10 protein-coding genes and 2 pseudogenes are annotated in these 13,609 nt (G+C 70.9%); 5 read left to right on the top strand and 7 right to left on the bottom strand.

Annotated elements, in window-relative coordinates; all coding sequences use genetic code 11:
* Nucleotides 1-96 precede the first annotated feature (96 nt).
* Nucleotides 97-339, top strand: a pseudogene (locus CGL27_RS53735) (ISL3 family transposase); the annotation flags it as partial.
* Nucleotides 340-825: 486 nt separating this feature from the next.
* A complete protein-coding gene (locus tag CGL27_RS49065; protein WP_119994917.1) occupies nt 826-1,281 on the top strand; it encodes a GNAT family N-acetyltransferase in 456 nt (151 codons plus the stop codon).
* Nucleotides 1,282-1,387: 106 nt separating this feature from the next.
* Here CGL27_RS49065 and CGL27_RS49060 read toward each other — a convergent pair whose 3' ends face one another.
* Nucleotides 1,388-2,341: a LysR family transcriptional regulator gene (locus tag CGL27_RS49060; protein ID WP_276147918.1), complete on the bottom strand. Its 954-nt coding sequence runs from the start codon at nt 2,339-2,341 to the stop codon at nt 1,388-1,390.
* Between CGL27_RS49060 and CGL27_RS49055 the strand changes: the two genes are divergently transcribed.
* Together CGL27_RS49055 and CGL27_RS49050 are read left to right on the top strand one after the other, a co-directional pair.
* Nucleotides 2,298-3,854: an amidohydrolase family protein gene (locus CGL27_RS49055; RefSeq protein ID WP_205587883.1), complete on the top strand. Its 1,557-nt coding sequence runs from the start codon at nt 2,298-2,300 to the stop codon at nt 3,852-3,854. The genes CGL27_RS49060 and CGL27_RS49055 overlap by 44 nt on opposite strands.
* 258 nt (nt 3,855-4,112) lie before the next feature.
* On the top strand, nt 4,113-5,141 hold the full coding sequence (locus tag CGL27_RS49050) for a M20/M25/M40 family metallo-hydrolase (protein WP_205587882.1): 1,029 nt from the start codon (nt 4,113-4,115) through the stop codon (nt 5,139-5,141).
* 666 nt (nt 5,142-5,807) lie between these two features.
* Here CGL27_RS49050 and CGL27_RS49040 read toward each other — a convergent pair.
* The 6 genes and pseudogenes from CGL27_RS49040 to CGL27_RS49015 all read right to left on the bottom strand — a co-directional run bounded on the left by CGL27_RS49040 (nt 5,808) and on the right by CGL27_RS49015 (nt 12,348).
* A complete protein-coding gene (locus CGL27_RS49040) occupies nt 5,808-7,277 on the bottom strand; it encodes an FG-GAP-like repeat-containing protein (RefSeq protein WP_240450915.1) in 1,470 nt (489 codons plus the stop codon).
* Nucleotides 7,278-7,488: 211 nt separating this feature from the next.
* Nucleotides 7,489-8,304: pseudogene (locus tag CGL27_RS49035) on the bottom strand (methyltransferase domain-containing protein).
* A gap of 180 nt (nt 8,305-8,484) precedes the next feature.
* Nucleotides 8,485-9,645 (bottom strand): FAD-dependent oxidoreductase, encoded by a 1,161-nt coding sequence (locus tag CGL27_RS49030; RefSeq protein WP_119994126.1) that lies wholly within the window; start codon nt 9,643-9,645, stop codon nt 8,485-8,487.
* Between the two features lie 98 nt (nt 9,646-9,743).
* Nucleotides 9,744-10,508, bottom strand: coding sequence for an amino acid ABC transporter ATP-binding protein (locus CGL27_RS49025; RefSeq protein ID WP_078646639.1), 765 nt, complete (start codon nt 10,506-10,508; stop codon nt 9,744-9,746).
* The gene (locus CGL27_RS49020; RefSeq protein ID WP_119994125.1) at nt 10,505-11,440 is read right to left on the bottom strand and encodes an amino acid ABC transporter permease; all 936 of its coding nucleotides are present in this window, start codon (nt 11,438-11,440) and stop codon (nt 10,505-10,507) included. Before CGL27_RS49020 ends, CGL27_RS49025 begins: the two co-directional genes overlap by 4 nt.
* Complete coding sequence (locus CGL27_RS49015) at nt 11,437-12,348, bottom strand: ABC transporter substrate-binding protein (RefSeq protein WP_078646637.1); 912 nt, start codon at nt 12,346-12,348, stop codon at nt 11,437-11,439. Before CGL27_RS49015 ends, CGL27_RS49020 begins: the two co-directional genes overlap by 4 nt.
* A 131-nt stretch (nt 12,349-12,479) precedes the next feature.
* On the opposite strand from CGL27_RS49015, the gene CGL27_RS49010 reads away from it, so the two are divergent.
* Nucleotides 12,480-13,433 (top strand): LysR family transcriptional regulator, encoded by a 954-nt coding sequence (locus tag CGL27_RS49010; protein WP_078646636.1) that lies wholly within the window; start codon nt 12,480-12,482, stop codon nt 13,431-13,433.
* Nucleotides 13,434-13,609 lie beyond the last annotated feature (176 nt).

Genomic DNA, 13,609 nt, shown 5'->3' with positions numbered 1-13,609 from the left:
GGCCGGTGGCCGATCACGCGGCGCGGTGTTCCAGGTGCAGGGTGAGGCCGCCCGAAAACAGGCCGTGGTCGGGGCGGTAGGGCTGACAGTCCGGCTGTGGAAGAGGCTGTGCTCCGGCTGAAGGAGCTGTTGTTCCCGTCGATCGCGGACGTCGCGGTGCTGCCGGCGGACGTGCATTACCAGATAGTGCGCGTTGAGGCGCAATGCGCCGCGGCCGACGCTGCCTGCCCGGGGGGCGGGGCCTGGTCGACACGAATTCACAGCTCCTACCTGCGGTTTCCCGCCGACGTACCGAGCGCCGGACGAAGCGTCATACTCCAGCTGCGTGTTCGGCGGTTCTGGTGCCGGAACACCAGGTGTCCGCGCCGGACCTTCGTGGAGCAGATAGCTGGCCTGACTCGCAGGTATGGCCAGCGCACCGAGCGACTGCGTTCGACCCTGACCGCAGTCGGCCTTGCCCTGGCTGGCCGGGCCTGCGCCCGGCTGGCTGCCGACCTCGGCGTGTCTGTGAGCCGGAGCACGGTCTTGCGCCTGGTCAACGCACTGCCTGAGCCGGAGGTGCCCGCGCCGCGGGTGGTCGGCGTCGGCGAGCACGCCACCGGGAAAGGCGGCTACTACGGCACTGTCCTGGTGGATGTCGAAACCCGACGTCCCACTTCCACCTCCTCCGCAAACGCGTCCTGCTCCCGACGTGATCCCGGGCACCCGAACATGTGGCCGCACCTCTCAAGGTCGTCACAGTCTCGGTCCAGGCCACTCAGAAAGCGGCTCCGACAGTACAGGCGGCACTCGGGGTGTCCGGGGGCTCGGAGAGAGGATGGCGCATTGGAGATCGTGGCAGATGACCTCTCCGGGCCGGAGATCGTCGGGTTCCTCGCCGAACACATCCAGCAAATGCGGTCCCTCACGCCCTTGGAGAGCAAGCACGCCCTCGACCTTGACAGTCTTCGGAAGCCCGACATCACGTTTTGGTCAGCTGTGGACAGCGACAGCTTGGTGGGCTGTGGTGCGATCAAGAGACTGGATGCGAGCCACGCGGAACTGAAGTCGATGCGGACCAGGCCGGCCCGGCAGAGAAGCGGGATCGCCTCCCAGCTGCTGGCGCACATCCTGCGCGAAGCCAAAGGTATGGGCTTTACGCGTCTAAGCCTGGAGACCGGCTCGACGGAGTTCTTCATGCCAGCCAGGAGACTCTACGAGAAGTTCGGCTTCCGCCACTGCGAACCGTTCGCGGACTACCAGCCTGACCCGAACAGTACCTTCATGACCAAGATCCTCTGAACGTCCTGCGAGCAAGGCCGTCGACTCCACGAGGAACCACTGGTTACAGCATGTAACCAGTGCACGGAAGTTGGGCCAGAACCGGCCTCCGCGTCGGCCACGACGGTCACGGCACCGCGGGATCGCGCGGTGCCGTGCGACGTTCCGCCGCGGCCCGCCACAGCATGCCGCCGATCCGTTTCACGGCCCCCACCGCGGCGCCCCGGCGCCACACGAACAACAGCGGGGAGGTGGCACCGCCACCCGCGAGCGGAACGAACCGCACACCGGCCCGCGGGGAGCGGGCCACCGCCGAGGAGACCAGAGCCACCCCGTCACCGGCCGCCACCAGGCCGAGGAGCAGTTCGGTCGCGGTGGCCTGGTACCGGATGCGCGGGGTGAAACCGGCCCGTGCGCAGCCATCGAGGAGCACCGGAAGCAGACCTTGCCTGACGTCCCTCCGGTACACCACGAAATCCTCCTCGGCGAGGGCGGACCACTCGATGGGCGATCGACCGTGCGGATGCGCGGACGGCAACGCCATGACCAGCGGGTCGTCGAACAACGGCCGTACCAGGACTTCTGCGTCGGCGGCGACCGGTCCCCGCACCACGGCGCAGTCCAGCTCGCGGGCGTGCAGCCCCGCCAGCAAGTCGGAGGTGTCCCCCTCCCGCAGTTCCCATTCGTCCTGCGGATGGGTGCGGCGGATCTCGTTGACGACCGAGGGGAGCAGTTCGAGGGCGACCGCCTCGACGCAGCCGAGCACTAGGGCGCGGCGAAGCCCGCGGGCCACAAGGGCGGCCTCCTGGACCGCGCGGCCCCAGGGCGTCAGGGTCCGGGCCGCCTCGGCGTGCAGCACCTCGCCCGCGGGGGTGAGCGCGACGTGGCGCGAGGTGCGGTCGAACAGGGGGACGCCGACGACCTTCTCCAGCGCCCGCACCTGCCGACTCACCGGTGGCTGGGTCATGGCCAGCCGCTCGGCGGCACGGCCGAAATGCAGCGGCGGAGACCGCCGACTCCGGGGCGGTGACCACGGCGTGAACGAACTGCTTGTGGCCGGGGCCTCGGTCGTGGACGGCACCGGCGCGCCGCCCTTCGCCGCCGACGTGCTGGTACGTGGCGAGCGGATCGAGGCCGTCGAACCGCCCGGCAGCGTCGAGCCGGCCGGGCGGCGGGTGCTGCGGGCCGGCCCGGGGCAGGTCCTCACGCCGGGGTTCGTGGACGTCCACTCTCACAGCGACAACGCTCCCCTGCACCCCACCGTCGACCCGTCCAAGCTCGTCCAAGGGGTGACCACGGAGGTGGTCGGCAACTGCGGCTTCTCGCTCGCCCCGGTCGGCGACCCGCACACCTTCGCCGGGTTCGCCGAGCAGGTGTGGACACCGCTGTCGCCCTCCTGGCGCGACCACGAGGGGCTGTTCGCGGCCGCCGAGGCGGGCGGCCACGGCACCAACCATGTCCCCCTCGTGGGACACGGCACCCTGTGGACCGCCGCCGACGGCGATCCCGCCATCATGCGCCGGATGCTGCGCGAGGCACTGGCGGCGGGCTGTTTCGGAATGTCCACGGGACTGGCCTACGCACCGGGTGCCGCCGCGGACACCGGACACCTCCTGGAAGTGTCCGCCGAACTCGGCGAGGACGACGTGTACGCCACGCATCTGCGCAGCGAGGGCGCCGGACTCGACACCACGGTGGAGGAGGCACTGACGGTTGGCCGCACGGTGGGCTGCCGAGTGCAGATCTCGCACATCAAGGCGTCGGGCCCACGGCGCTGGGGACGGCTGCCCGCCGTCCTGGAGCGGCTGGACGCGGCGCGTGACGGCGGCCTCCGCGTGGGCCAGGACGTGTATCCGTACATCGCGTCCTCCACCATGCTCTCCGCCGCCCTGCCGCCCTGGGCCCACGAGGGCGGCACCGAAGGACTCCTCGGCCGGCTGGCGGACCCGGCCGGGCGGGCGGCGATCCGCGCCGCGGTCGAGGGCGGCGAGGACGACTGGGACAACCACGTGGACGCCGTTGGGTACGAGGGGATCACGGTCGCCAGCACGGCCTCGGGAACCCACGACGGACTGCCGCTGCCGGAGGTCGCCGACCGCCTGGGCTGCGATCCCTTCGAAGCGCTGGTCCGCATAGTGGCCGGCGAGCGCAACCGCGCCAACATGATCGTGGAGTGCATGGATCCGTCGGACGTGGCCGCGGCGCTGCGCCACCCGCACACCACCATCGGCACGGACGCCGCTCCGCCCGGGTTCGGCGGCCATCCGCATCCGCGGGCGTACGGCACCTTCCCGCGGGTCCTCGGCCGGTACGTCCGGGAGGAGCGCCTGCTGACGCTCCCCGAGGCGGTGGCCGCCATGACCTCCCGCGCCGCCGACGCGTTCGGCCTCGGCGGGCGCGGCCGCGTCGTCCCCGAAGCTTTCGCCGACCTGGTGCTCCTCGACCCGGCCATGGTCGCCGACCTGGCCACGTACCGCACCCCGGTCGTGCCGCCGGCCGGTGTGCACACCGTGCTGATCGCGGGCCGCGAAGCGGTCCGGGCCGGCATGCCGACCGGGCTCCGGGCCGGCCGCCGCCTGGAGCCGCTCCGCTGACAGTCGGCACACCCCCCGTTCCACCATTCCCGCAACGAAGGACACCCCGTCACATCATGAGCAGCACCCTCCACCCCGACCCGCACGGCGCCCTCGACCTGCTGCGGGACATGATCCAAGTCGACAGCCGAACCGAGACACCGGGGGAAGGTGAACTCGCCCGGCGCCTGGTGGATCGCATGCGCGACAATCCCGGTCTCCCCCGGCCGCTTCAACGCGGTCGGACGGCTGCGCGGGACCGGCGGCGGGGAAAGTCTGATGTTCAACGGACACCTGGACACCAACCCGCTCACGGAGGGCTGGACCGTCGACCCCTGGGGCGGGGTGACCGACGACCGCTTCGTGTACGGGCTGGGCGTGTCGAACATGAAGGCGGGGTGTGCCTCATACCTCGCCGCCGTGGAGACGCTCCTGGCCCACGGGACACGGCTGCGCGGCGATGTCGTCCTGACCTTCGTCGTGGGCGAGCTCCAAGGCGGCGTCGGAACGCTGAAGCTCATCGACGAGGGACTGAGGGCCGACCACTTCGTCAACTGCGAGCCGACGGATCTCAACGCCCTGACCCTGCACGCCGGTTCGGTGGACTTCAGCGTCGAACTCACCGGTGCCACCCGCCACCTGTCCAAGCGGGAGGAGGCGGTGGACGCCATCATGGCCGCCTGCGAACTGATACCCCGGATCAACGCCATGACGTTGGGCGGCGCGGCGAACGCCGAGCACCGCTCGGTGAACCGGGCCAACGTCGGTGTGATCCGCGGCGCCCTGTCCCGGGAGTTCAATGAGACCAGGCCCCCGCAAGTGGCCGACATCGTACGCCTGTCGGGGGCCGACCGGTTCGCTCCCAGCCAGAACCCGGAGGATGTCCTGGGGGACATCCGAAGCCTGATCGAGACCGAGCTGCTCCCCCGCTTCCCCGGCCTCGGAGCCGAGGTCGGGCGGCACGGCCCGGAATCCGGAAAGCCCGACTTCCCGCCCTTCGCCGCCGACCTGGACTCAGCGGTGGTCCGCGCCGTCGCCGCCGCCCACCACGAGGTACGCGGAACCGATCAGGCCAACGGCCCGCTGGCGCCCTACTGCTTCTACGGCAGCGACGCGGGACATCTGATGCACTCGGCCGGCATGTCCGGTGTCGTCTGCGGTCCGGGCGGACGCTACAACACGATGCCGGACGAGCGTGTCGACATCGTCGACTACCTGGACGCGGTCCGCATGCACCTCGCCACCATGCTGCGCATCTGCGGAGCCGCTGACATCGCCGATGGCCACAGCGGAGTGGCACCGCCGTGAGGAGGAGCCCGTGGCACGGCCGTGAGGAGGAGCCCCGACCTCGCGCCTGGACTGTCGCGCCACGCCCAGCACCCGACCTGTCATACCAATGACAGGACGGGGCAAGGGTCGGTCACCATGCCGCCACCTCAAGGTCCTCCAGCGCGTGGCCGGCGAGCATCCTGATCCACTCCACCGCCGGCGCCGCCAGGCCCCGCTCTGCCATCTCGCACTCGCCTGGTTGCACTGGCGCGAGAGCCAGGAGACAACACCAGGGTTCGGGCCTCGAGGCGGGCGTTCCGGCCGAAGTTCCGGGCCCGGACACTTCGCCGACGGCAAAGACGCGGGTGACCCGCCGTCTCCGAACGGCCAGGGCCGGCTCATCGCAAGCTGCATGATCAACCGCACTGGCCGAGGCGGTGATGGGAACGCAGCCGCGATCACGTGGAGCTGGGGGCGGGGCGCTGGGGAAGAAGGTCGGCAGCGATCACGAAGGGGGCCTCGTGCGGCTGACGTCGGCCTCAACGAAGGAACTCACGGGCAGACCGCGGAGCGCGGTCTGCCACCGCCTCTGCGTTGGGCAGCTGTCGAGGCGTCCATCCAGTGCTCCGGGCAGGGAGGTGTCGGCCCGTCGCCCGGCGGGCGAGCCGACGCTGTGGGGGTGGGTACAACGACCGTAGGGCGCACTCAGCGGCTGCTCAGCGGTTTGCCGTACTTCTGAGCGGTGGACAGGTACGGGAGGCCGAGCGTGCGAGGCGAGAGGGCCGCCGAGCCGCCGGCCGAGCCGCCGCGGAAGAGCCATGCGGCGCCCAGGGAGGCGTTCTCGCCAGGGGATCCGACCGTGACATCCGGTACACCGTCGGCGTTGCAGTCACCCGAGGCGACCGCCGCGCCGAAGGTGTCGCCCGCCTCGGCGACGCCCGGGACACCGGGCGTGTCCTGGTTCCAGGAGACGGATGTGGCAGCGCCGCCTGCGTCGAGCAGGCCCTGAGCGCTGCCGGAGAGCAGCCAGGCGGCGCCCGCCCCCGCTCTGCTTCCGATGGCCTCACCAGGAGCGCCCGCGATCAGGTCGTCGCGGCCGTCGCGGTTGACGTCGGCGACGGCGAGGGCGGCGCCGAAGCGGTCGCCGTTCTCGGCCACGCCCGGGACACCCGCCGTGTCCTGGTTGAGAGTCTGGGCGCGGCTGCCGAACGAGCCGCTCGCGGGGCTTCCGTAGTGGAGGTGGATGCCGCCGCCCTTGGCGGCTTCTTCGGGGCCGCACGGGTCGTCGATGTTCTCGTCGGCGATCTCACGGCACTCGCCGAGGGCCAGGTCGTCGTGGCCGTCGCCGTCGAAGTCGCCGGCGGCCAGGGCGGTCACGCCGGCGTTGTCCGTGTTCCAGAAGTTGGCCATCTCGGACCGGTCGGCGTCCCACTTCCACAGGCGCACGTGAGACTGCGTGTTGGGGTTGGCCGCGGTCCAGTACGCCACGGCCAGGTCCGCCGTGCCGTCGCTGTCGAAGTCACCAGTGGTCAGGACGGGGGCGCGGCCGCCCATGGGGGCGGCGACGACGGTGGTGATCATGCTGTCTTCACCCTGGATGACACGAGCGACGACCTTGTCCGTGCCGCCGATCACGATCTCCTTGTTGTCGTCGCCGGTCAGCTCGGCTGCCGCGACCGATTTGCCGTACGCGGCCGACGGCGACGGCCCGGTCAGGAGCGTCGCCCCCGGTCCCGGCCCGTCCGTCGAGCCGCCTATGGCGATGACCATGCCTGCGTCCGTACCGCGGTCGGTGACGTCCTCGCCGGGGACACCGGCGAGCAATTCCGCGATGCCGTCGCCGTTGAGGTCCACCAGGGCCACGGATGCGCCGAAGCGGTCGCCCGCCTCCGGGGTGCCGGGAACCTCGGGAGTGGCCTGGGTGACACGGATGCTTCCGTAGGCGCCGACGCCTTTCGGGCCGCCCCAGACGACGTTCACGTACCCGGCCTTGGCCTGGCCGCCGACGGTCCCGTCCGGGACGCCGACAGCGAGGTCCGCGTAGCCGTCGCCGTTGAAGTCGCTCGTGGCGGTACGGGGCTCGGCAGCGGTGGCGCCGGACGGGAACACGAACCCGGCGGTGGCCACAGCGCCGGCTGCGATGGCGTATGTCAGGATGCGGCAGCTGTGTGGCACGGAGGCTCCCACTCGGTCGACGGTGCGGGTTATCTGGTGTGACCGTCGAAGGGCGGCGCTGGTTGTACGGAGTTCACCGGTGGTTGGCGCCGGGTCAACGGTAGGCGGGCCTCGGTCCGAGCGGACGCGGACGGCGTAGCCGATGACTCTTCGGCTACTGAGGTTCTCGGTTCGGGGTGACGTCATGGCGGAGTGGGGATGAGGAGGCCGCTCAGGCCCCCGGGCGGCGGCCCCAGTCGGAGATCATCGGCGAGGTGGCCAGGTCGAGGCCGCCCGCCGCGATGTTGGCCAGATGGCGGTCGATCTCCTCGTCCGTGGCCGCCCCTCGGCGACGAGCTTGTCGCGGACCTGGTGGACGGTGGCCTCCTCCAGCACGGTGCACGCGGGCGAGGTGATGGGAAAGCAGGCGTCGGCCTCGACGTCGGCCGGCCCGGCCCCGCGCAGCAGCCGCGGCAGCTTGCGCCCGTACTCCAGGTCCGCCCCGCGCTGCCGCAGCAGCGCGCGGAAGCCGCGGCGCAGCCTGTTGGCCGGCTCTTGCTCGGGCCCGTACTCGTCGGGGCAGATCAGCGGCTGCAGCGGCGCCGGGTCGGCGTCCTCCAGGACCAGCCACCCGCCGGGGGCAGCGCCTTGACCATCGACCGTACGGCCTTGTCCCGGTCGGCGACGTGGACCAGCACGGGCCGGGCATGGATCAGGTCGAACGGCCCTTAGGCCGGGGCGCCTCGGCCGCCACGTCGTGGCGCGGCACCTCGAAGCCCGCCGCCTACCGCGTCCAGGAGGTGTCGATGTCGGTGGCCACCACGTGCCCGGTCGGGCCGGGCCGCTCGGCCGGCCAGGTCGGCACGGTGGGCGCACCCGCGCCGACCTCCCAGCACCGCCACCCCTCGCCGGCCCCGACCGTCCCGAAGTGCCGGAACGTCGACGGGTCGAAGAGCGTCGACAGCGCGGTGAACCGCTCCCCCGCCTCGGCCTGTCTGGTGTCCAGGAGGCAGCTCTTGTCGTAAGTGCCCCGCGTGTCCCGTGCCATGGCCCGGTCATCGCACCCGGGCCAGGGCACGGTTGCGCTGGGCCTCAGGGGCGTGTCTTCACAGGGATGCCCGGCCCTTTGCGGCGCTTCCTCACCCCAGCGTCCTCCGAGGGGCAGGCGGTCACCTGGCCCGCGGGCTGATAGCCGTCCGGGCCACTGCGCGTCATCAGGCGTGAGAACTCAACCGGCTTCAGCGCGGTGCCCGCTCATCACTGCCAGGCTTTCGTCGCGGATGGGGTGTGAGGTGTCGCGGTCGGGCCGGTAAGGAGCCAGGGTGGGTTCGGGCATGGAAGTGGTGAGTTCCTCGGCGGCGAGGGCGGCGAGGAGCGGGGCGAGGGTGACGCCGCTGTGGGTGGTGATGGTGTAGAGGCCGGGAGCCTGGAGATGCGGGCCGACCAGGGGAAGGCCGTCTTCGGGAACGGGGCGGACACCGATCCGGGTACCCCCCAGGGAGCGGAAGGCGGGCAGGATCGCGGCGCACCGGCTGAGGAGGTCCGCTTCGGGCGGCACATCAGTTGACGCGGTCGGGGCGAGGAGGGCGTCGACCGGCCAGGAGATGGCGCAGACCCGGTTGCCCGGGGCGGGGCGCAGATCGACGCCGGGGGTCGCGACGATGGCGCGCAGCGGCTCGGCGAGCGGGACGGACTCGCCCACCAGACCGGGGATCTGGCGCAACGGCAGCCGTATCCCGGCCAGTTCGGCGATGCGCCCGGCGTCGGGGCCCGCACAGTTGACGATGTGATCGGCCTCGAAGCGCCGGCCCCGTGCCTCGGCGCCGCGTACCCGCTCACCGTCCAGCAGCAGGGCGGTGACGGGACTGTCGTAGCGGATGTCGGCGCCCAGGGCCGCGGCCCGGTCGAGGAGGGTGCGCGCGAGGAGGGGGGCGTCGTACCAGGCGGCATCGTCGTGCACGACGAGTTCGGTGGCGCGGCAGGAGGCGGGGTCGACGGCAGGTGCGAGCGTGCGCAGCTCGCCGGGGTCGGCGGTGCGGCAGGGGTGCCCCCAGCCCGCGAGGCGCTCGGCACGTGCGCGGAGGATGCGCTGTTCCTCCTCGGTGTGGCCCCACTGGACGAGCGGTGCGGGATGGCGCCAGCCGACGGCTCCTGTGCCCGCGTGGATCTCGTGCTCCAGCTCCCGGTGGAGCGCGGCGCTGCGCCGGTTGAGCAGGAAGTAGGAGTGGGGGGTCTTCAGATGGGTGACGTCGATGGAGAAGGTGGCGCTGGAGGTGCCCGGTGTGCGGCCGCCGGCGTCGAGCACGGTGACGCTGACACCTGCCTCGGCCAGGCGGTGGGCGGTGGCGGCGCCTATCACTCCGGCGCCGATGACGAGGGCACGGGTCATGGAGACTCCTTGGGTGGCGGTCAGGTGTGGGGCGGTCGGAGAGCGCGCCCGGCGGCCGGAAAACCTTGCCGGGGAGGTCGGAGATCCCGGCGAGGTGGTCAGAGAACCTTGCTGAGGAAGGCGCGGGTGCGTTCGTGGCGCGGGTCGCTCAGCACGTCCGCCGGCGGGCCGGTCTCGACGACGGCTCCGTCGTCCATGAACACCAGCGAGTCGCCGACCTCGCGGGCGAAGCCCATCTCGTGGGTGACGACGACCATGGTCATGCCGTCGTCGGCGAGCGCGCGCATCACCTCCAGCACCTCGCCGACGAGTTCGGGGTCGAGCGCGGAGGTGGGCTCGTCGAAGAGCATCAGTTCGGGCTTCATCGCCAGCGCGCGGGCGATGGCCACCCGCTGCTGCTGGCCACCGGAGAGCTGGGCGGGGTAGCTGCCCGCCTTGTCGGCGAGGCCGACGCGGTCGAGCAGTTCCGCGCCGCGTTCGCATGCCTGTTTCTTCGGCACCTTCCTGACTTGGACGGGGGCTTCGATGACGTTTTCCAGCGCGGTCATGTGCGGAAAGAGGTTGAAGCGCTGGAAGACCATGCCGATGCCCTGGCGGCGTCGTGAGACGGCCCTCTCGCTCAGCTCGTGGAGCTTGCCGTCCCGCTCTTCGTAGCCGACGAGCTCGTCACGGACGTACAGGCGTCCCCGGTCGATGGTCTCCAGATGGTTGACGCAGCGCAGGAAGGTGGACTTGCCGGACCCGGAGGGGCCCACCAGACACATCACCTCCCCGGGGGCGACGGTCAGGTCGATGCCCTTGAGCACGTCGGTGCGGCCGAAGCTCTTGTGCACGCTCTCGGCTCTGATCACGGCTGGTGTCAACGTGCGCTCTCCTTACGGTGGTTCCGGGCCGCGGCGCGCAACCGCTGGAGCGGGGTGGGCGGCAGGTCGCGGCTGGTGCCGCGGCCGAAGCGCCGTTCCAGGTAGTACTGGCCGACGCCCAGCACGGAGGTCGCCACGAGGTACCAGAAGCAGGCGACGACCAGCAGCGGAACCTGCTGGAAGTTGCGTGAGTAGATGCCCTGGATGGAGGTCAGCAGCTCGGGCACGGCGATGGCGAAGACCAGCGAGGTGGTCTTCAGCATGGAGATCGCCTGATTGCCGGTGGGCGGGATGATGATGCGCAGTGCCTGCGGTAGCACGATGCGGCGCAGGGTCTGCCCGCGGGACATGCCCAGCGCCTGGGCGGCCTCGTTCTGGCCGTCGTCGACGGAGGTGATGCCCGCGCGGACGATCTCGGCCATGTACGCCGCCTCGTGCAGCCCGAGGCCGAGGACGGCGGCGGTGAGCTGGGTGATGAGGTCGTTCGTATCGGCCTGCACGAACGTCGGCCCCCAGGGGATGCCGAGGCCGATGATGGGGACGACCGCGGAGAGGAAATACCAGAAGAGGAGTTGGACCAGCAGCGGGGTGCCGCGGAAGAGCCAGATGTAGCACCAGCTGAGCCGGGAGAGTATCGGGTTGGCGGACATCCGCAGGATGGCGAGGACGACACCGCCGACGATGCCGAGTGCCATGGCGAGGAACGTCAGCAGCAGCGTGGTCCGCAGCCCCTCCATGATCACCGGCGAGAAGAGGAACTCACCGACGGTCCCCCACTGCATACGGGGATTGGTGATCCAGCCCTCCAGGAGGAAGACCAGCAGGAAGGCCACGACGACCGCGGCGACGCGCTGCCCCGGACGGCGCGGCGGGACGGGGCGCAGGGACTCGGTGGCGTCGCCGGAGTCCGCCCGGATGAGGGTCTCGGTCATGCCGCGCCCCCGTTCACGGTGGCGCTCTTCAGGGCTCCGGACCTGATGTTCCACTGCTTGAGGATCTTCGCGTAGGTGCCGTTGTCGATAAGTTTCTGCAGGGCACCGCGGACAGCCCGGACCAAGGTCGGCTCCTCCTTGTTGATCAGGATTCCGTAGGGCAGGAAGCGGTACGGCTCACCGGCCGTGCGGAACCTGCCGTGCGACATCTCCGCCTGGTAGACGACGGTGGGGGTGCCGCCGACGAACGCGTCGGCGCGGCCCGTGGACAGCGCCTGGAAGCAGCCGACGGAGTCGGGGAAGACCAGTTTCTCCAGCTCCGGCTTGCCGTTTGCCGCACACTTCTCGGCCTGCGCCGCCACATCGTCCACCTGCGAGGTGCCCTGCTCGACGGCCACCTGGCTGCCGCACAGGCTGGTGAGGGAGCGGATGTTCCCGGCGGCCTTCGCGGAGGCGAGGATCGAGCTGCTGGTCTTCATGTAATCGACGAACGTGACCTGCGACTGGCGCTCCTTCTTGTCGAGCATGGCCTGGATCGCCACGTCGTAGCGTTGGGACCGGACACCGCCGATGATGCTGTCGAAGTTCGCCTGCACCAGGTGCACGCGGACGCCGAGGATTTGGCCGACCGCGTGAATGAGGTCGGGTTCGGCGCCGATGACGGTCTTGTTGTCGATGTCCAGGAGGGACAGCGGCGGGTAGTCGTTGCCGACAGCCGAAGTGATGGACCCTTTATCGCGAATGTCCCGAGGCAGCAGGGCACGGAGTGCGGGGTCGACGCGCTGCTCGGGCACCTTGGACTGATTGACGGTCGCGGTGCCGCCACAGGCCGTCACGGCCAACGTGAGCAGCGTCGCGAGCGCGAGGGGAAGTGCGGTGGCGCGGGCTCGCGCGTGCCTTCCGGGCACGGTGCCTCCCTTCTGTGCCGCTGGTCAGAGGACCGGCGCGGGGCTGGTGAACGCCCAATCTGCGGGATGACGGCGGCCTGGGCAAGAACAGGGAGAATGAACGTTTCCATGCGGGGTGTTAAGTTCATTTGATGCTGACTCCGCCGCAGCTTCAGGCGATATGCGAGGTGGTCGCCGCAGGCTCGTTCCGTACGGCCGCCCAGCGCCTCGGCTACACCCCCTCCGCCGTCTCCCAGCAGATCTCCACCGTCGAGCGCGCCCTGGGCGTCCCGCTCTTCGAGCGCTCACCGCGCAGCGTGCGCCCCACTGCGGCCGGGCTCCAGCTCGCCCTGCGCGCGGGACGGCTGCTGGCCGACCTGTCGGCGACGGAGAACGAGATGCGCGCCTACGCCGCAGCCGAGCGAGGACGACTGCGGCTGGGCAGCTTCTGGTCCGCGGGGTTCCGGCTGGTGCCGACGGTGCTGACGGGGTTCCTCCGCGATCGGCCCGAGGTCGACGTCCGCTACGAGGAAGGCGACCCGCAGGTCACCGTGCCCGCGGTGCTGGAGGGGCGGCTGGATCTCGCCGTGATCTTCGAGTACGGCGTGGTACCGCACAGCTGGCCCGAGGGCCTGGAACACACGCTGGTACGGGAAGAGCCGCTCTACCTCCTCCTCTCCGCGGCACACCCCCTCGCCGGACGGCAGCACATCCGCCTCGCCGACCTGCGGGACGAGCGCTGGATCAGCTACCACGAGGACACCGACGCCGCTCACTGCCTGCGCCACATCTGCGCGGCCGGCGGTTTCCTGCCCGAGGTGCTCTTCCGTACGAACGACTACAACCTGCCCTACGAACTGGTCCGGCAGGGCCTGGGGGTGGCGATCGCACCGGAACTCGCCGTCGTGGACGCCTCCGCCTCACCCGACGCATCCGGCACCCGCCTCGTCCGGCTCACCGACTCCACCCACACCCGTCGGGTCTATGCCACCCGGCGTACCACCGACCCCAACCCCTTCCTCCCCCAGGCCATCGCCCTCCTGCACACCGCCGCGGCCGCCCTGCCCGAGCGGGGCGAAGGCGAGTGCCCCGTGGTCACCGGCTGAACAGCGGTGCGTCGGCAGCTATGCGTTCCGCGCACCGATGGTGATACGCCCGCTCCTTCTCCCCCGACTCTGCGCTTGCCGAAAAACCCATCCGACCTGGTGGGAACTGGTGTGGGGGGGTGCAGACAACCTCGTCGGAGGTCGCTCGAATCCTTGCCCTCGCACGGCTGTCGATC

The organism is Streptomyces sp. 11-1-2 (genome assembly GCF_003595545.1).
Taxonomy (GTDB): domain Bacteria; phylum Actinomycetota; class Actinomycetes; order Streptomycetales; family Streptomycetaceae; genus Streptomyces; species Streptomyces hygroscopicus_B.
Note: the sequence above shows the minus strand (reverse complement) of the source record. Positions and strands in the feature narration are given on the sequence as shown.